The following is a 17,732-nucleotide window of genomic DNA, read 5'->3' on the forward strand; positions in this document are numbered from 1 at the left end:
GGTAAGAAAGCGTCCCTGCCCGCAGCGGAAATCCCATAGGCAGCTCCAAGTCTGCAATACCTTTGCATTAGAAAAAACCGAACAATTTTACAAAACTTCGTTGGAATGTTTTGTAATCGTTCGGTTTTTTATCGTTTTGAACCCTTTTGTCCCAGCCTCTTTTATTGGTTATACATTTTTCACTTATTCACTTTGAGCAGAAGCACTTACCAATACGGAAGAAGGACCTTCTTTCATCGTAACTGGCTGTGTCTTCGTTTCACTAGCTTTCTGTTTTGTCTGCTTCTTTCCCGAAGGCACCATATTGAAGATGATATTTAAGAAAATCGCAGTTAAACTCCCTAACACAATCCCATTACTCGTTAAAATTTGCACACTGTCTGGCAATTTTGCAAACAGATCCGGTACAACTGAGACCCCTAGACCAATTCCAATCGAACACGCAACGATCATCGCATTGTCCTGAGATTTCGATATGACTGGGCTCAGCATTTTAATTCCTTGAGCGACCACCATTCCGAACATCGCAACCATCGCCCCTCCAAGGACAGCATTCGGGACGATTGTAGCAAGTGCTGCAACTTTAGGTAAGAAGCCCAATGAAATCAGCATGACCGCTGTCACTAAAATGACGCGGCGTGATTTGACACCTGACAACTGCATTAAACCAACATTTTGTGAAAACGTCGTATATGGAAAGGCATTGAAAATTCCACCGATGACAGAAGCCAATCCTTCTGCACGGTAACCTTTTTCCAGTTTACTTTTATCAATCTCTTCATCACAAATGTCTCCAAGCGCGAAATACACACCTGTCGACTCTACTAATGAAACCATTGCAACCAACGTCATGATTGCAATCGGCAACAAGTGAAAAGTTGGTGTCGCTAAGTAAAACGGAAGCACCATATGCACATAGGAAGCATCTTGTACATTTGAAAAGTCCACGATGCCTAAGAATACAGCCGCCACAGTACCTCCTACCAATCCAAGCAAGATCGCAATCGACTGCAAGAAACCTGTAGAGAATCTATACATCAGCACGATAAACAACAAGGTACCAAATGACAAACCAATATTCGTCAGTGAGCCAAAATCAGCAGCCCCTTGACCGCCACCCATATTATTTATCGCAACTGGAATCAATGTAATTCCAATAATTGTCACGACCGAACCTGTCACAACGGGAGGGAAGAAACGAACTAAGCTTCCAAAAAACCGGCTGATGAAAAAGATAATCACTCCAGAAGCGATGACCGCACCGTAAATAGCCGAAATCCCATATTCATTTCCAATCAAAATCATTGGGCCGACTGCCGTGAACGTACAGCCGAGCACAACAGGCAAGCCAATACCGAAATATTTATTACGCGAAATTTGTAAAATCGTTGCAATTCCGCACATCAGAATATCAATCGACACGAGATACGTCAGCTGTGTTGGTGTCAAACCGATAGCGTTCCCAACGATCAGAGGGACTAATACAGCTCCAGCATACATAGCTAGTAAATGTTGAAAACCAAGCAAGGTAGTTTTCATTAGAAGGCTTCCTCCCCGACGAATTGCACTTTTCCATCCTGCAAGGACTGTAGTTCCGCCAATGATTCCAGTCGAATCCCGGCCTTACGTATTAATTCCCCGCCTGGTTGGAATGCTTTTTCAATGACAATACCTACACCAGCGATTTTTGCGCCTGCTTGTTCTGCAATATCTATTAATCCGAGTGCTGCTTGTCCATTCGCTAAGAAATCATCGATCAACAACACGGTGTCTTCATTGGAAATGAAATCTTTAGAAACCGAAATATCATTTGATTCATTTTTCGTGAATGAATGTACTTTTGCGGAGTAGAGATGATCCGTCAATGTAAGAGATTTTCGTTTTCTCGCAAAGACGACAGGTACACCTAAAATTAGGCCAGCCATCGTGGCAGGAGCAATTCCTGAAGATTCAATCGTGACGATCTTTGTGATGTTCTGGTCACTAAACCGCGCAACGAATTCCTTCCCGATTTCCTGCATCAGTACTGGATCGATTTGATGATTTAAAAACGAATCGACTTTCAATACCTCTTCCGATAATACTTTACCTTCTTGTCGAATCTTTTCTTTTAACAACTCCACTTGTGTTTTGCTCCCTTCAAATGTACGAATAAAAAAAGCGTACATGCCATTTCCCCATATAAACTATGAGAGAGCGGCATCTACGCTTTTAAAGATGAAAAAGCATTTTCCTGTCGAACGACAAAGAAATCTGCTTTTCATACTCCTCATAGGCGACCCATTTACGGTAGATCGGTAGAAACTTGCGGGCCATATTCCCGCGATTATATGAGTTCTATTTAACTGAATGGTAATAGTATAGCATGATTCGACAACATTTCAATACTTAATTCTTCCAATTAAACTCATTGGATCCTTTCCTTTTGGAGCTTGGACATATTCCTGTCAAAAAAATATGTATCATAACTTCAGTCGAGGTGTAACAAAAAGCAATGGCTGCTATTCCACTCTCTTTTTTCCCATTACTCAAATAAAAATGATAGAGGACAAATAAATCACCAAGCCGACTGTAAAGCTGCTGATCACAGTAGTGAACAAGACAATTTGCGCTGCCAGTTCAGCCTCTATGTCGTACTCCAATGCCAGAGTGGAACTGTTCCTTGACGTCGGGAATGAACTTGCGATCCATAAAGACTGGGCTGTGACACCGTCAATCTTCAACAGTAAGATAAAAAGAAGCGCAACAGTCGGTGAAAGAATGAGGCGCCCAAATGCGCTAAGGAAAATCAGTCGATTCCATAGCGCCTTCACTTTTATTTGCGCTAATTGTGCGCCTAATGTAATGAGCGCAATCGCGATGAACGCGTTGGATAAATGCTCGATCGGCAATTCAACGAAGTGAGGCAATTGGATGTTTGCCAAGTTCAGAAATGCCCCGAGCCAAAGTGCATGAATGATCGGCATCTTAATAAATTGTTTCAGAATGGCCGCTCCTGATTGTGTCTCAGAAACCAGATTATATAAACCATAGGAATACGTCAGGAGATTTTGATAGACGATCAAGACAATTTGAATTGAGACACCGAGCGGATTTGCATGGAAAACCAGTTGGCTGACCGGCAATCCATAGTTACCAGAGTTAATGAGGACAATACTATTTTTCATTACTGCGGATTGCTGGCGGTTTAGACGCAGCATTTTACTGAATAAATGACCTATGACAATCAGCGAAGTACTGAATAATACAACAAAAAATAAAACATCCAGCAAGACTTTCACATTGATCACCGTATGGTATAAATTCATGAATACAGCAGCCGGGATGAGACAATACGTTAAGATATTCCCTAACGCCTTAACGTTAAAAGTAAATTTTATTTGCAAAACAACCCCAATTGCTAATAAAATTAGCATCGGTGTGATAACATTTACGAAGACTATGAGTAAATATTCCACTAGGAGATCTCCTTTCTGTTCTTATAGCCATATACTTCTTGGATCGATCTTCATTAATAGGAGGCTTCACTATTTTGAATTCAAAAAACGTACGACCGAACAAACATTTACATTTTCCAAAGAGTCAGTGGATCCTGTTAGCCGGCATTCTATTTATCGCAGCAACGATTCGATCACCACTGACTTCTGTAGGACCTATTATCGGGGCCATTCGAGACCAATTGCAAATATCCAATTCGCTAGCGGGCTTCTTGACAACGATTCCGTTGCTCGCTTTTGCTATTGTTTCACCATTCGTGCCTCGTATATCAAAAAAATACGGCATGGCGCCCACTCTTTTTTATTCGCTGATTGTACTAATGGCAGGTATTACTCTGCGCTCTGTAGGATCTAGCAGCTTACTACTAATTGGTACATTTTTAATAGGTGTAGGCATCGCTTTTGCGAATGTTCTACTTCCCGGCTTGCTGAAACTGAGTTTTCCATTACATATCGGATTGATGACAGGCTTGTATTCCGTTTCCATGAATATATCCGCAACACTCGCGTCCGGGATCGCTGCACCCATTGCCAATAACACTACATATGGATGGCAAGGTGCGCTCGGCATCTGGGGTGTCATTACATTCATAGCTATCATCGTGTGGATTCCGCAAATCCGAAAAAAACCGGTTACTGAAAAAGAAGTAATGAAAGACTTGAAAGCACGTCCGAAAACTCCGCTTTGGCGTTCGCCAATTGCCTGGAGCGTCACTTTTTTCATGGGCTTCCAATCCTTTTTGTTCTATACAACTTCCTCCTGGATACCCGTGGTTCTTCAGACGACCGGCTTATCGAACGAAGCAGCCGGCTGGATGCTGTCTCTGGTCCAATTCGCACAATTACCTATGTTGTTTATCATACCGATGATTGCAGATAGATTGAAAAATCAACGCGTGCTTGTCGTCGCTATCTTTGCATGTTATTTTATCGGATATGCCGGCGTGCAATTTGGCAGCGAAAACTTGACTGCTCTATGGATGATTTTCATCGGACTTGGCGGAGGCTCTGCATTTGGTCTATCGATGATGTTCTTTACATTGCGTACCAACACACCAGAAGAAGCCGCTTCTCTTTCCGGCATGGCACAGTCCGTCGGATACCTACTTGCAGCGGTCGGTCCTGTTCTTTTCGGTTATTTGCACGACTGGACAGGTTCTTGGACAACTCCGCTCTATGCATTCATGTTTATCGCATTCTTGGTATTCGTAAGCGGTATGTATGCAGGAAAAAATCGAATCATTTCTCAAGATCCAAAGGCTTCATGATAAAAAGAGCAAGTGCTGTTGCACTTGCCCTTTCTATTCATTCGAATACAAAATCTGCAGAAATCGGACAATGATCACTACCTAAGATCTCTGCATGGATTTCACTTGTTTGAAGCGTGGACTGAAGACGATTTGAAATGAGCAAAAAGTCAATCCGCCAGCCAATATTACGAGCTCTTACATCCCGCATATAGGACCACCACGTATAAGCCCCTTCTTGGTTAGGGTGCAAATAGCGAAACGTATCAATGAATCCCGAATCAAGCAAACGTGTCATCTTCGCACGCTCTTCTTTCGTAAACCCTGAATTGCCATAGTTGGATTTCACATTGCAAATATCAATCTCTTCGTGTGCAACATTTAAATCTCCACAGTAAATAACAGGTTTCTGTGCGTCTAGTTCTGTTAAATGAGCGAGCATTTCATCTTCCCATTTTAATCTGTAGGAAAGACGTGCCAAGTCTCTCTGTGAATTCGGTGTATAACAGTTCACTAAGAAGAACTTTTCAAACTCTAGCGTCAGTACACGACCCTCCGCTTCACTGTCTTGCCCATTCAATCCATATTGGACAGATAGCGGTCGTTGCTTTGTAAAAACAGCCGTGCCGGAATAACCTTTTTTCTCTGCGTAATTCCAATAGTGTTCATATCCGTCAAACGGCAATTCAATTTGTCCTTCTTGGCATTTGATTTCCTGAACACAAAAAATATCCGCTTGCATTTGCTCAAAAAAGTCATTGAACCCTTTTTTCACGCAAGCCCGTATGCCATTGACATTCCAAGATACTACCTTCAACTTTACACAACCTATCTAAATTTAATTGCCATTGAAACTAACAGCTAATTTTGCAGCCAGTGCCGCATTCGATTTAACCAATGCGATATTCGCTTCCAAGCTTTTTCCGTCCGTCAACTGCTGGACTTTCTTCAACATATACGGGGTGAGGTCTTTACCGCTTATTCCTAATTGTTTCGCCTCTATTAACGCATTCGATACAAGCTGATCCATATAGTGCTGATCCATCGCATATTCTTCAGGAATTGGATTGGCAATTATCGTACTGCCTTCTAAACCGAGATTCCATTTGACACGCAGCATTTCCGCCATTAATTCGATATCGTCCACTTGATAGTCTACACGATGTTCACTGCCCCTCGTATAAAAAGCAGGAAAAATATTCGTCCGGTAGCCTATAACCGGGACCCCTTTAGTCTCCATGTATTCGAGTGTCTTACCTAAATCAAGTATGGATTTAGCCCCTGAACAAACGACTGCTACACTCGTAAGTGCAAATTCCTCTAAGTCCGCAGAAATATCCAACGTCTCCTCGACACCACGATGAACCCCTCCAATTGCACCTGTCGTGAATACACGAATACGCGCCAAATCCGCGAAAAACATCGATGCTGCTACAGTCGTAGCACCAGGCTTCTTGGTAGCGATAAGATAACTTATATCTCGTCTGGACGCTTTGATAACCCCCTTGCTATCGCCAAAACTTTCCAACTCTTCATCCGACAACCCTATTTTAATCTTGCCGTCCATGATTGCAATCGTAGCAGGCACTGCTCCGTTTTCTCGAATAATCTGCTGAACCTCACGTGCAGCTTTTACATTTTCCGGATAAGGCATTCCATATGTAATGATTGTCGACTCCAACGCAACTAAAGGCTTGCTATATTTCATCGCTTCTTTGACTTCTTCCGAATAAGATACATATCTTCTCATCTGAGTTCCCCCTTTACCGTCCAATAACTTTACCCCCATACCAAAGATAAACATACTCTATCATTTGTTCAATGTTCTTCCGCAATGATTTGTTCGATCTGATAGCTTTCCAGATTCCATCCCGTCGGTTGATCCAACACCAACTGGGACAACAATTTACCAACGAACGGACCCACTGTTAAACCTGAAGACCCGAGTCCGTTGGCTACCCAGATCATAGGATGATCGGGCAATCGGCCAATGACCGGCATAAAGTTCGGTGTATGCGGTCGAATTCCAACTCTTACCTCGGCAACTTCAGCATCCTTCAAACCCGGCGCCACCGGTAACACATTCGTCAATACTTCTAGTATACCACCAGCTGTTGGCCGAGTATCAAAATTGTCTGTATTTTCATGTGTTGCACCTGCAACAAATTTCCCGTCTTCAAACGGCACAATATATTGTGTGGCGGGCGGCATGATGACGGGCCAATCCCCTGATGTATTGTATGATGTCTGCAAGTGAAGTATCTGTGCTTTCTGGCCATAGACTAACAGCGTCTTCCCTAAAGGCTCTGTAAATTCATTAGCCCATGCACCTGCAGCTAAAATGACTTGATCCCCTTTGATTATCTGATTTCCAACGATGACACCACTGACACTCCCACCTGTCATGTAAGGAACGGCAGAACCTTTAATCAACTGCACCCCTCTTTTTACCACGACTCGCTCTAAGGCTTCGCGCAACGCGTGGCCATCCACTTTGGCAGCCCCTGTGATTCTAACAGAACTATATTCGTCTGAGAGCGCAGGGAAATATTTCGCCGTTTGCGTCATGTCCAATAACTCCACTTCTCCGATTTCGGGAGATGATTTTTTGCGCCCTTCCAATAAATCCATTTTCTTATGTAAACGTTCACGCTCGGTATGGATAGCCAAGGCTCCAACTTTCTTATATCCTGTTTCAGTTTCTCCTTCCTCTTCCAGTGATCGAATCAACTCGGGATAATAGGCTGCTCCTGCTGTTGCTAGTGCATACCATGCCTTGTTTCGTCGCTGCGAAGCCCAAGGACAGATAATGCCTGCCGCCGCTCTCGTCGCTTGCCCTGGTTCCTGTCGATCGATTACAATGACTTCCACATCTTGATTGGATAGATGATACGCAGCAGAAATTCCGACGATCCCCGCACCGATAATAATGATTTTCTTCATACTAAATTAACTCCTTTTTATATACTTTTCAAATTCGACAAATTTTTCACTTTATTTTTTCTGAAAAAGCAGTATAATGATTCTATTCGAAAGATTTTTCGGAATATTCTACATCCAGAGGAGATCTGATGATTATGACAAGAGTACCTATGCAAATACAACTTACACAAAGCAAAAAAGAAAAGCCAGATCCAGCAACTTTAGTTTTCGGGAAAACATTTACGGATCACATGCTCATCGTAGATTACGAGGAAGGCAAAGGCTGGCACAGTCACCGTATCGTACCCTATGCACCACTGACGCTTGATCCTGCAGCTATCGTCTTCCATTATGGGCAAACAGTTTTCGAAGGAATGAAAGCATATAAATCGGAAGAAGGAACGATCCGTATGTTCCGTCCTGAAGAAAATATGAAACGCCTCAATTATTCATTAGATCGTTTGTGCATGCCGCGAATCGATGAAGAGAATGCCTTATACGCACTAAACCAGCTTCTGCAAATCGACAAAGATTGGATTCCGACTCTCGATGGGACTTCATTATATATTCGACCATTTGTAATTGCAACGGAAGCTTTCCTTGGCGTAGCACCTGCTAAGAAATATCAATTTTTCATGATTCTTTCTCCGGTAGGTTCTTATTATAAAGAGGGAATCCATCCTGTAAAGATTCTGGTTGAAAATGAATTTGTTCGCGCCACAAAAGGCGGTACAGGAAGCGCGAAAACAGCCGGCAATTATGCTTCAGCATTAAAAGCACAAGAAGTAGCCGATCAACAAGGCTATTCACAGGTGCTTTGGTTAGACGGTGTGGAGCGTAAGTACGTAGAGGAAGTAGGCAGCATGAACATTTTCTTCAAAATCAACGGAGAAGTCGTGACGCCTGCAATCAACGGCAGTATTCTGGAAGGTATCACACGGAAGTCTATACTACAGCTACTACGTCATTGGGAAGTACCTGTGGCCGAACGAAAAATTTCGATGGACGAAATTCGAAATGCCTATGAAAATGGGCAGCTGGAAGAAGTTTTCGGTACCGGAACAGCCGCTGTCATCTCTCCAGTAGGCGAACTGAATTGGGATGGCTATAAAATGATCATCGGCAATGGAGAAACTGGAGAGCTTTCAAAAAAACTGTACGACACACTGACAAATATCCAAACAGGCAAAGAAAACGATCCTTTCAATTGGGTCTACGAAATCAAAAAACATATTGCTCAACTTGCTTGACCGTGGATGAGAATAGAAACTGCCCAAAAAGTCATTTCAACCTGACTTTTTGGGCGTTTTTTTGTATAAAAAAATCTTTTGTACATCTTAGTCAGTCAGTTTTCACTGCTGTAGAGAAATGCGCGGTACACGGCTGGTCTGTTTCGTTAGGCAGGAGATTTGGAGCAGAGCTGCTTGACGACTGTACGGTCCAAAAGGGTTTTGGTTCAGTCCGACAACACATTGATGCGTTCTTCTGCTCCCTCTTGCTTTATAACTTAAAAAAGGCTGACACTGAAAGATCGTTTCACTTTCAGAACAGCCTCCTCTTTCTATTTATACAGATAGCAACGCGGCATCACTTGTCAACTGCTCACCACGAATTCGTTGGAATTCATCCATCAGCTTCGCAATTGTCAAGCCTTGCTTTTCTTCTTCTTCCACTTCTAATATGATCTGTCCCTTATCCATCATGATCAAACGATTTCCAAGATCCAGTGCCTGCTGCATATTATGCGTCACCATCAAAGTCGTCAACCTTTCATGCTCGACTAACCTCTTCGTCAAATCCGTGATCAACTCTGCACGAGAAGGGTCTAGTGCCGCCGTATGCTCGTCCAACAATAAAATTGACGGCTGAGTAAACGTAGCCATTAACAGCGACAACGCTTGCCGCTCTCCGCCGGACAACAATCCCACTTTAGCAGACATTCGATTTTCTAAATTTAAGTGCAATGTTTCAAGAGACGTACGAAACAACTCTTTCCGCTTTTTGTCTACACCGCGATGAAGCGAACGACGTTTATTGCGTGAATAAGCCATCGCCAAATTCTCTTCTATCGTCATTGTCGGTGCTGTGCCTGCCATCGGATCTTGAAAAACCCGCCCGATCATTTTCGAACGCTTAAACTCGGCTAATCTCGTTACGTCTTTACCGTCAAGATAAATATTACCAAAGTCAGGCGTCAATGCACCTGATATCATATTCATCATCGTGGACTTCCCTGCTCCATTACTTCCGATTACTGTAACAAAATCACCAGGATGCAAATGAAGATTAATCTGGTCGAGCGCCACTTTTTCGTCTGGGGTAGCTTCATTGAAAGTTTTATTGATTTGATCCAGTTTCAACAATCCTATGACCCCCTTGTGCTGCTTTCATTTCCATTCGCTCGGCTTGTCGACGTGCTTTTCGGGCTTTTTCCCGTCTCTTTTCTAAAATTTGCGGGATAATCAATGCCGCGATCACAATGATCGCAGTAATCAATTTCATATCGCCGGAGTCAAGAAACTTCACTCGCAAGGAAAGACCTAACACAATTCGATAAATGACAGCCCCGAAGATGACCGCCAATGTCGTACGGAAAATTGTTTTTGTTCCGAATATCGCCTCACCAATTATGACAGAAGCTAAACCTATGATGATCATTCCAATTCCCATTCCGTTATCGGCGAACTTACCATACTGGGCTATCAATGAGCCCGAGAATGCCACCAACGCATTGGAAATTCCTAATCCTAAAATTACGAGAGTATCTGTATTCGCGGAAAAGCTGCGAATCATTTTTTTATTATCTCCTGTCGCACGTATAGCCAATCCGACTTCCGTCTGCAAAAACCAATCGGCAATCAGTTTAATCAGGATCGTCACCAAAATCATCAAGAACAAAGTGCCCCATGTCGCAGGTAAATGTTCAATACCCAGGCCTGACAGGAAGCCATTTATAGCCCCATCAATTCCAAGGTCGCTCCAAAAACCTTGGAACTTGCTGAAAATCGTTTCTGCATTCAAGAGCGGGATGTTCGGGCGTCCTACTGAACTTTCAGTAGTCAGTCCCATTATCCGAAGGTTTATCGAGTAGAGAGCTATCATCATGAGGATTCCGGATAAAAGTGGATTGATTTTTCCTTTGGTATGTAATAAGCCTGTTATACATCCCGCAAAAAAACCGACGACAATTGCGGTTAGTGTTGCAACGAGTGGATGGTAATCAAATACAATCATCGTGGCCGCCACTGCTGCTCCTGTCACAAAACTTCCGTCCACCGTCAAATCTGGAAAATCAAGCACTCGGAATGTAAGATACACTCCGAGCGCCATGATCGCATAGATGATGCCCTGCTCAACTGAGCCAAATACAGCTGAAAACATGCAAGATCATCTCCTAACTTATTCTACCGTTTCGGCATTCCAATCGTCTTGGATTTCAAGACCGATTGTTTCAACAGTCTTCTTATTCACTACTAATTTTAAATTCTGGGGAACTTGTACAGGTAAAGAATCAGGAGTTGCTTCCCCTTTTAGAATCTTCGCTGCCATTTCACCCGCTTCATAACCGATATCGTAGTATTCGAAGCCGTAAGCCCCCAGGCCTCCTCTTTCAACTGAATCGAATTCCCCAACCATCATCGGAATCTTATTATCATTTGCAACAGAAACGACGGATTCCAAAGCCGAAACTACTGTATTGTCTGTAATGATATACAGTGAGTCGACTGAACCAACCAATGACTCAGCTGCCTGTTTCACGTCAGCAGATGTAGCAACAGAAGCTTCGACTACTTCCATGTCCATATCTTTCAAAATTTCTTTCACCTGATCTACTTGAAGACGTGAATTCTGCTCTCCAGAGTTAAAGATCATACCTACTTTTTTGGCACCAATTTGTTCTTTCAAAAATTTCATTGTGTTCGAGATTGCATCAGGATGGTTATCAATTGTGCCCGTCACATTTCCACCAGGTTCTTCATTGGAAGCAACCAGTTCTGCCGCTACTGCATCCGTAACAGATGTAAAGACAATTGGGATATCTTGTGTAGCGCTTGCCGCTGCCTGAGCACTTGGTGTAGAGTTGGCGAAAATCAAATCTACTCCAGCTCCTGCCAGGTTATTAGCAATCGTAGAGTTTGAACTATTGTCATTTTGCGCATTTTGTTTATCGTATTCAACATCTAACCCTGCATCTTTAATCGCTTTTTCAAAACCTTTTAGTGCAGAATCTAAAGATGGGTGTTCAACAATTTGTGTCACGCCGATCGTGTATTTTTCTCCCTCTTTTTCATTATCATCATTTTGATCGTTTGCCGATGATCCTGATGACTCCTTTTTCCCTCCACATGCAGCTAAGATGAGCACGATACTAAATAGCGCTGCTGCATAAGTCATCCAACGTCTCTTCATAGAAAATCCCCCTATACTTTTCTCTCTATTACCTTGTCGATATATTCAGAAAAGGCAATAATTATACGTTATCGTACACTCTACTAAGTTATCCGTCAATGCATTATTCGATATTTTAAGTAAATTCCCATAAATCGAAGATCTTCTTGTCATTATTATGTATTAATTAAGAAAATTATAGAAGCAGAGAGATAATTAAACTGTAATTAGCCAAGCGCTACTTACCTCGCTTGGCTAAACAAAAAAATTACTCTTATCTTTTATTCACTTAATTAATAGTTTAAAAATTGTTTCGTGCGCAGTTCCTTTGGCGATTTTAAAACTTCCTGTGGGTTCCCTTCTTCGACAATCAATCCTTTATCCATAAAAATCACTCGGTTTGCGACATTGCTCGCGAATTCCATCTCATGAGTAACAACTATCATCGTCATATGTTCTTCCGCAAGCTTTTTCATTACTTGCAGTACTTCTTTTGTCAGCTGCGGATCCAATGCAGACGTCGGTTCATCAAACAATAAAATATCCGGATTCATCATCAAAGCTCTTGCGATCGCAACACGTTGTTTTTGACCCCCCGAAAGCCTAGAAGGAAACTCATCTCGTTTGTCAGCCAGACCAACTTTCTCCAATAATTCAATGCTTCTATCACTATATTCTTTCGCTTGTTCTTTTTTTACAAGCTTGGGTGCCAATTCTAAATTTTGTTTGACTGTCAAATGCGGAAATAAGTTGAATTGCTGAAATACCATTCCCATTTTCGCGATGATTTTTTTACTGTCTGCCGGTTTAGCATAGAAGCCATCCTTCACTAGATGATCGCCATCCACAGCAATACTGCCCCCTTCTACTTCCTCCAACTGAATCAAACTCCGAAGCATTGTACTCTTACCTGAACCTGAAGGTCCGATGATTGCCAAAACATCATTTTTCTCTACATTAAAAGTTAAGTCTTTCAATACTTCTAATGGTCCGAATGATTTCTTTAAGTTACGTACTTCAATGAAAGACATAATTTTCTCTCCTCAATCATATTGCAGCTTTCTCTCTAAATACTTGAAAACAATCGTCAATGCAAAGGCAATCAATAAATAGATCCCCGCTGCAATGAAAAATGGAATGATCGTAAAATCTCGATTGACCACGGTCTGCGCGTAGTGGAGCAGCTCGGGTACCGCCACTGCATACAATAAGGCTGTGTCCTTTACTAAGGAGACAGACTCATTAGCAATCGGTGGTAACGTCACTCGGAACATCTGCGGTAGAATGACACGTGTAGTCGTTTGCCATTTTGATAATCCGAGGACTTGCGAAGCTTCGTACTGTCCTTTATCAATGGATAGGAGGCCACCGCGAAAGATTTCAGCAAAGTAGGCCGCATAGTTCAAAATAAACGCCAATGTGGCAGCGACGAACCGGTCTAACACGAGAAACTCCCCAATTACCGGAAGAAGTGGCAAACCAAAGACAAAAAACAATAGCTGCAATAACAAAGGGGTCCCACGCATGATATAAATATAAGTTTGCGCTAAAAAAGAAATTGGTTTCATACTACTTCTTACGGCAAGTGTCAGCATAAAACCAAGTGGAATCGAAAGAACGATAGCGAGCACGAATAATAGGACGGTCGCTTTAACTCCTTCGAGCATTGGGATCAGCATAGACATAAAATAGTCAAAATTCATCGTTTAATTCCTCCAAAAACACAGTTAAAAACTCTTGGACTTCCATTATAAAATGCTGCAGAAAGTCAGTACTCTCAACTTTCTGCAACACAGTTGATACACTATTTTTTCGCTATATACGCTAAAATAAATAACTTACACTCAAAGTACAACGTAGAACCCGTTGATTTCCGTTCCAGGCGGACGCTTTCCGCGGGGCGCGGGCGAGCCTCCTCGTCGCTTTGCTCCTGTGGGGTCTCGCCATTCGCGCTATACCCCGCAGGAGTCGCCGCCTTCCACTCCAATCAACTGAGTGTCCATTTCTGAGCAAACTCATATAAAAACTTTAATACAACATATATAATTTCGAATCAACGAAGGAGTTTATCTTCTCCAAACCATTCAGTGGAGATGTCAGCGGAAGTGCCGTCTTCGTTCATCGTATCTAAAGCTTTTTGTAAGTTTTCGAGTAACTCTTCATTGCCTTTCTTGACACCAATCCCGTACTCCTCAACCGCTAAAGAACCATCTAGTTTCTTGAAGACTCCTTCTTCTTTTGTCATATAGTAGTCGATGACAACTTCGTCAAGTACGACCGCGTCGAGACGGCCTGTTTTAAGGTCTGTCAGTGCCAATACATTATCTGCAAACTCGGTTACGGTTTTTAATTTTTCATGGATCGGGTGACTCTCCAGTGCCGGTCCTGCTGAAGACAAAGCTTGCAAGCCAACTACTTTCCCATCTAGCTCTTCTACTTTTCCAATATCTGAATCCGCTAATGTTACAACCACTTGGTTATTATCCAAGTACGGCTTTGTAAATAATACTTTTTCTTTTCGCTCATCAGTAATCGTATAACCATTCCAAATTAAATCAATTCGTCCACTGCTTAATTCGGTTTCTTTCGTTTTCCAGTCGATTGGCTGGAATTTCGCCTCAGCTCCCATATGCTCAGCGGCTGCTTTTGCCATATCGATATCAAATCCTACTAGCTCATTTTTATCATCTCGGAACCCCATTGGTGCAAATTTATCATCCACGCCAATGATGATCTCTTTAACTTCTTTGTCTTTCCCTGTGTCTGCACTTGTTGCAGGACTATCCCCTTCAGCGGACTTGTCCGAACAGCCTGCCATAACTAGTAGTAAGACGGCGAACAGGAATATGAACGACTTCTTCATGTTATTTCCCCTCTTTCTTTCTCTCTTTAATACGCTAAAGAATTAACGTATTACTAAAATACCATTAGATATCCGAAATGAAAAGCCCCTACTTTACTAAAATTAAATTAATCATAGAAAAAAGAATAGACGTCCGTCTATTCTCTGCCGCGTTATTTAGATCGCCGGAACACTTTATGCCCATCATATGAAAATATGAGTGACTTGTTCTCAAGTACCGTCTCCATATGAACAATGCGGCCCCACAGCCGGTGGATATGCGGGAGGACGTGCTCTAAATAGGGCAGATCAAGCTCCGTCTCCTCGTAACGATGCACAAGATACAACTCACCATTTTTCATATAATCGCCATCTTCCACTACGATATACGGAAACCCTCCATTCACCCGCATCCCGATCAACTGATTTCGGACATTCTCTGCCTGCAGATCCGAAACTTTGTACATATTCTCCTGTTTCTGAAAGACATACATATCTTCTTGCTTAATCAAGTCATCGGTCAAATAATTGCGGATGAACGATGTGTCATTCTCTATTTCCCTCGCTTCAAAAATCTTTTCTCGCCCTGTCATAGGACGTTCACCTTTTCCATCTGCTCCTTGCGCAAGTAAATCATATCGCTTTTCAATATCCTCAAAAATTTTCACTCCAAGATAATATGGATTGATGGAAGTCTTGGAAGGTTGGAGAACATTAGCATTCAACTTTGCAAATTCAATCGTCTCAGAGGGCGTCAAATCCATTTCCCGAAGTATTTGTTGATGCCAATAAGAAGCCCATCCTTCATTCATAATTTTTGTTTCCAGCTGCGGCCAGAAATATAGCATTTCCTCACGCAACATCGTTAAAATATCAGCTTGCCAATCTGTTAAAATTCTGCTGTTTTCCAATATGAAAAGCAGTACATCCTTCTCCGGCTGTTCGGGAAACTTTTTATTCATCTCGATCGCTTGCTGTCCAAGGACAGGATGCTGATCTAAATTCCATAAGTCATCGTAAGCTGTTCGTCTCGCAATAGGCTCATCAAATGAGGAAGAGGATGGTTTAATGTCGCGTACGATACTTGGATCAATATGCTCCTGGATAGCCAATACGGCATCCAAAAACGTTTCAACTCTTTGCTTACCATAGCGTATTTCATATTCCGCGATGCGCTCTGCTGTCGCTGCCATACTTTCCACCATGTCTTTACGCGTCTTGGAAAAATAAATATTATTTTTAAAGAAATCACAATGAGCCAGCACATGGGCAATGATCAACTTATTTTGAATCAAACTATTCGTATTTAATAAAAATGCATAACACGGATTCGAATTAATCACTAGCTCATAAATCTTGCTTAATCCGATGTCATATTGGAGTTTCATTTTATGAAATTGCTTTCCGAAACTCCAATGCGTATAGCGGGTCGGCATGCCGTATGCCCCGAATGTGTAAAGGATATCTGCAGGACACACTTCATAGCGCATCTGATAAAAATCTAAACCAAATCCACTGGCAATCTCGGTTATTTCTTCAATTGCTCGCTCTAATGCTAGCTGATCATTCAGCGTAATCCCTCCGTTCGCTTTTCAAAGAACTTCTTAAGTGCAAAGTAAACATCTCGGTTTTTCTGTAAAATGTAATAATTAAATTTCGGATGCTCTATCGATTTATACGCGGACATTAACGTGGACATTCTACGGTGTTCATTCACTTCTGCGTAGCCGAACATATTAGATATCGACAGTAATTCGTCTACATACTCCAGGCATTTCCTATTATCGCTTGTCATGTTTTCTCCGTCTGAAAAGTGTACCGGATAAATATTATAGCTGGCTGGCGGATACGATTCTTTGATCACTTGCAAAGCTTTTTCATAAGCTGAAGAGCATTTCGTCCCGCCACTCTCTCCTTTATTGAAGAAATTCTCTTCCGTCACAACTTTTGCTTCAGTATGGTGTGCAATGAATTCGATTTCGACTGTTTCATATTTTGTGCGTAGAAATTTTGTCATCCAGAAGAAAAAGCTTCTCGCCATATACTTCTCAAATTTCCCCATCGAACCACTCGTATCCATCATCGCAAGTACGACTGCCTTTGATTGGGGCTTCTCAACAGGATTCCACGTTTTAAACCGCAAATCATCTTCTATGATCGGAGCAATTTCCGCTTTCCCTTTCATCGCATTTCGTTTAATGGCAGATAGTAAAGTACGTTTTTTATCTATATTGCCAATCAATCCTTTTTTTCGAATATCCGTAAAGTCAATATCTTCAATTGTCGTCACAGATTGTTCTTTTTGTTCCAAATCCGGTAACTCCAGCTCCTTGAAGAAAAGCTCTTCCAACTCTTCCATCGACACTTCAGTTTCATAGATATCTTGCCCTGGTTGGTCTCCCGCTTCTTTGCCGTTGCCTTGTTGTGCTTGCTTTTGCTCTCCTTGCGCCACGACATCTCCAACTTTACTGTCTCCCTTTCCTTGTCCAACGTGCTTGGACTTCTCATGGTTGTAACGAATTTTGAACTCATCCAATGAACGAATCGGTATTTTCACTACGTCTTTTCCATTCGAAAGAATAATATTTTCTTCACTAATTAAATCAGGCAAATTACTTTGCAACACTTCTTTAATTTTATCTAGATGGCGTTGCTGATCCTGATGCCCTTTGCGATGGAGAGACCAATTTTCCTCAGTGACAACAAAACGACTTTTCTGGTTTTCTTCCATTCGAATCCCCGCCTATCTCTCGAACAATTTGTTTCCCTATCATATGCGGCAGAAGTTTGAATATTGACTAAAAAACAAGGTCCCTATTTCTGGGACCTTGTTTC

16 protein-coding genes and 1 riboswitch are annotated in these 17,732 nt (G+C 42.1%); of the genes, 2 read left to right on the plus strand and 14 right to left on the minus strand.

Annotation, left to right across the window (positions count from 1 at the left end; translation table 11 throughout):
• Positions 1 to 183: 183 nt before the first annotated feature.
• The 3 genes from H7J92_RS05825 to H7J92_RS05835 form a co-directional block, all read right to left on the minus strand.
• Entirely contained in the window at positions 184 to 1,539 is a 1,356-nt protein-coding gene (locus tag H7J92_RS05825) for a nucleobase:cation symporter-2 family protein (protein ID WP_221835920.1), read from the minus strand.
• Positions 1,539 to 2,168: a xanthine phosphoribosyltransferase gene (locus H7J92_RS05830; RefSeq protein ID WP_246602598.1), complete on the minus strand. Its 630-nt coding sequence runs from the start codon at positions 2,166 to 2,168 to the stop codon at positions 1,539 to 1,541. The genes H7J92_RS05825 and H7J92_RS05830 overlap by 1 nt, the downstream gene beginning before the upstream one ends.
• 84 nt (positions 2,169 to 2,252) lie before the next feature.
• A riboswitch (purine riboswitch) is annotated at positions 2,253 to 2,354 on the minus strand.
• Between the two features lie 174 nt (positions 2,355 to 2,528).
• On the minus strand, positions 2,529 to 3,458 hold the full coding sequence (locus H7J92_RS05835; RefSeq protein ID WP_221835924.1) for an AEC family transporter: 930 nt from the start codon (positions 3,456 to 3,458) through the stop codon (positions 2,529 to 2,531).
• 74 nt (positions 3,459 to 3,532) lie between these two features.
• Between H7J92_RS05835 and H7J92_RS05840 the strand changes: the two genes are divergently transcribed.
• Positions 3,533 to 4,765 carry a CynX/NimT family MFS transporter gene (locus H7J92_RS05840; protein WP_246602600.1) on the plus strand — a complete coding sequence of 411 codons (1,233 nt, stop codon included), beginning with the start codon at positions 3,533 to 3,535 and terminating at the stop codon, positions 4,763 to 4,765.
• Between the two features lie 37 nt (positions 4,766 to 4,802).
• On the opposite strand, the gene H7J92_RS05845 is transcribed toward H7J92_RS05840, so the two are convergent.
• The 3 genes from H7J92_RS05845 to H7J92_RS05855 form a co-directional block, all read right to left on the minus strand.
• Positions 4,803 to 5,561: an exodeoxyribonuclease III gene (locus H7J92_RS05845; protein WP_221835926.1), complete on the minus strand. Its 759-nt coding sequence runs from the start codon at positions 5,559 to 5,561 to the stop codon at positions 4,803 to 4,805.
• 21 nt (positions 5,562 to 5,582) lie between these two features.
• Positions 5,583 to 6,494 carry a pseudouridine-5'-phosphate glycosidase gene (locus H7J92_RS05850; RefSeq protein ID WP_221835929.1) on the minus strand — a complete coding sequence of 304 codons (912 nt, stop codon included), beginning with the start codon at positions 6,492 to 6,494 and terminating at the stop codon, positions 5,583 to 5,585.
• 68 nt (positions 6,495 to 6,562) lie between these two features.
• On the minus strand, positions 6,563 to 7,687 hold the full coding sequence (locus H7J92_RS05855; protein WP_221835931.1) for an NAD(P)/FAD-dependent oxidoreductase: 1,125 nt from the start codon (positions 7,685 to 7,687) through the stop codon (positions 6,563 to 6,565).
• 128 nt (positions 7,688 to 7,815) lie between these two features.
• Between H7J92_RS05855 and H7J92_RS05860 the strand changes: the two genes are divergently transcribed.
• Positions 7,816 to 8,916, plus strand: a complete 1,101-nt coding sequence (locus H7J92_RS05860; RefSeq protein WP_009497214.1) for a branched-chain amino acid aminotransferase — start codon at positions 7,816 to 7,818, stop codon at positions 8,914 to 8,916.
• A 315-nt stretch (positions 8,917 to 9,231) separates the two neighbouring features.
• On the opposite strand, the gene H7J92_RS05865 is transcribed toward H7J92_RS05860, so the two are convergent.
• The 8 genes from H7J92_RS05865 to yhbH form a co-directional block, all read right to left on the minus strand.
• Complete coding sequence (locus H7J92_RS05865) at positions 9,232 to 10,029, minus strand: ABC transporter ATP-binding protein (RefSeq protein WP_040758206.1); 798 nt, start codon at positions 10,027 to 10,029, stop codon at positions 9,232 to 9,234.
• Positions 10,004 to 11,047 (minus strand): ABC transporter permease, encoded by a 1,044-nt coding sequence (locus H7J92_RS05870; RefSeq protein WP_078817708.1) that lies wholly within the window; start codon positions 11,045 to 11,047, stop codon positions 10,004 to 10,006. The genes H7J92_RS05865 and H7J92_RS05870 overlap by 26 nt, the downstream gene beginning before the upstream one ends.
• 18 nt (positions 11,048 to 11,065) lie before the next feature.
• Complete coding sequence (locus H7J92_RS05875) at positions 11,066 to 12,076, minus strand: ABC transporter substrate-binding protein (protein WP_009497222.1); 1,011 nt, start codon at positions 12,074 to 12,076, stop codon at positions 11,066 to 11,068.
• Positions 12,077 to 12,348: 272 nt separating this feature from the next.
• On the minus strand, positions 12,349 to 13,086 hold the full coding sequence (locus H7J92_RS05880) for an amino acid ABC transporter ATP-binding protein (protein ID WP_221835932.1): 738 nt from the start codon (positions 13,084 to 13,086) through the stop codon (positions 12,349 to 12,351).
• 12 nt (positions 13,087 to 13,098) lie between these two features.
• Positions 13,099 to 13,758, minus strand: a complete 660-nt coding sequence (locus H7J92_RS05885) for an amino acid ABC transporter permease (protein ID WP_221835933.1) — start codon at positions 13,756 to 13,758, stop codon at positions 13,099 to 13,101.
• Between the two features lie 350 nt (positions 13,759 to 14,108).
• Positions 14,109 to 14,918 carry an amino acid ABC transporter substrate-binding protein gene (locus tag H7J92_RS05890; protein WP_078817710.1) on the minus strand — a complete coding sequence of 270 codons (810 nt, stop codon included), beginning with the start codon at positions 14,916 to 14,918 and terminating at the stop codon, positions 14,109 to 14,111.
• Positions 14,919 to 15,070: 152 nt separating this feature from the next.
• A complete protein-coding gene (locus H7J92_RS05895; RefSeq protein ID WP_040758208.1) occupies positions 15,071 to 16,474 on the minus strand; it encodes a SpoVR family protein in 1,404 nt (467 codons plus the stop codon).
• Complete coding sequence (gene yhbH / locus H7J92_RS05900; protein WP_009497235.1) at positions 16,465 to 17,628, minus strand: sporulation protein YhbH; 1,164 nt, start codon at positions 17,626 to 17,628, stop codon at positions 16,465 to 16,467. Before yhbH ends, H7J92_RS05895 begins: the two co-directional genes overlap by 10 nt.
• Positions 17,629 to 17,732 lie beyond the last annotated feature (104 nt).

This window comes from Sporosarcina aquimarina, from assembly GCF_019748715.1.
Lineage (GTDB): Bacteria > Bacillota > Bacilli > Bacillales_A > Planococcaceae > Sporosarcina > Sporosarcina newyorkensis.

Excerpts from the sequence above, each read along its gene's own strand:
- H7J92_RS05825 (WP_221835920.1), bottom strand. The coding sequence starts at position 1,539 with ATGAAAACTACCTTGCTTGGTTTTCAACATTTACTAGCTATGTATGCT.
- H7J92_RS05830 (WP_246602598.1), bottom strand. The coding sequence starts at position 2,168 with ATGTACGCTTTTTTTATTCGTACATTTGAAGGGAGCAAAACACAAGTG.
- H7J92_RS05850 (WP_221835929.1), bottom strand. The coding sequence starts at position 6,494 with ATGAGAAGATATGTATCTTATTCGGAAGAAGTCAAAGAAGCGATGAAA.
- H7J92_RS05855 (WP_221835931.1), bottom strand. The coding sequence starts at position 7,687 with ATGAAGAAAATCATTATTATCGGTGCGGGGATCGTCGGAATTTCTGCT.
- H7J92_RS05860 (WP_009497214.1), top strand. The coding sequence starts at position 7,816 with ATGATTATGACAAGAGTACCTATGCAAATACAACTTACACAAAGCAAA.
- H7J92_RS05870 (WP_078817708.1), bottom strand. The coding sequence starts at position 11,047 with ATGTTTTCAGCTGTATTTGGCTCAGTTGAGCAGGGCATCATCTATGCG.
- H7J92_RS05875 (WP_009497222.1), bottom strand. The coding sequence starts at position 12,076 with ATGAAGAGACGTTGGATGACTTATGCAGCAGCGCTATTTAGTATCGTG.
- H7J92_RS05880 (WP_221835932.1), bottom strand. The coding sequence starts at position 13,086 with ATGTCTTTCATTGAAGTACGTAACTTAAAGAAATCATTCGGACCATTA.
- H7J92_RS05885 (WP_221835933.1), bottom strand. The coding sequence starts at position 13,758 with ATGAATTTTGACTATTTTATGTCTATGCTGATCCCAATGCTCGAAGGA.
- H7J92_RS05890 (WP_078817710.1), bottom strand. The coding sequence starts at position 14,918 with ATGAAGAAGTCGTTCATATTCCTGTTCGCCGTCTTACTACTAGTTATG.
- yhbH (WP_009497235.1), bottom strand. The coding sequence starts at position 17,628 with ATGGAAGAAAACCAGAAAAGTCGTTTTGTTGTCACTGAGGAAAATTGG.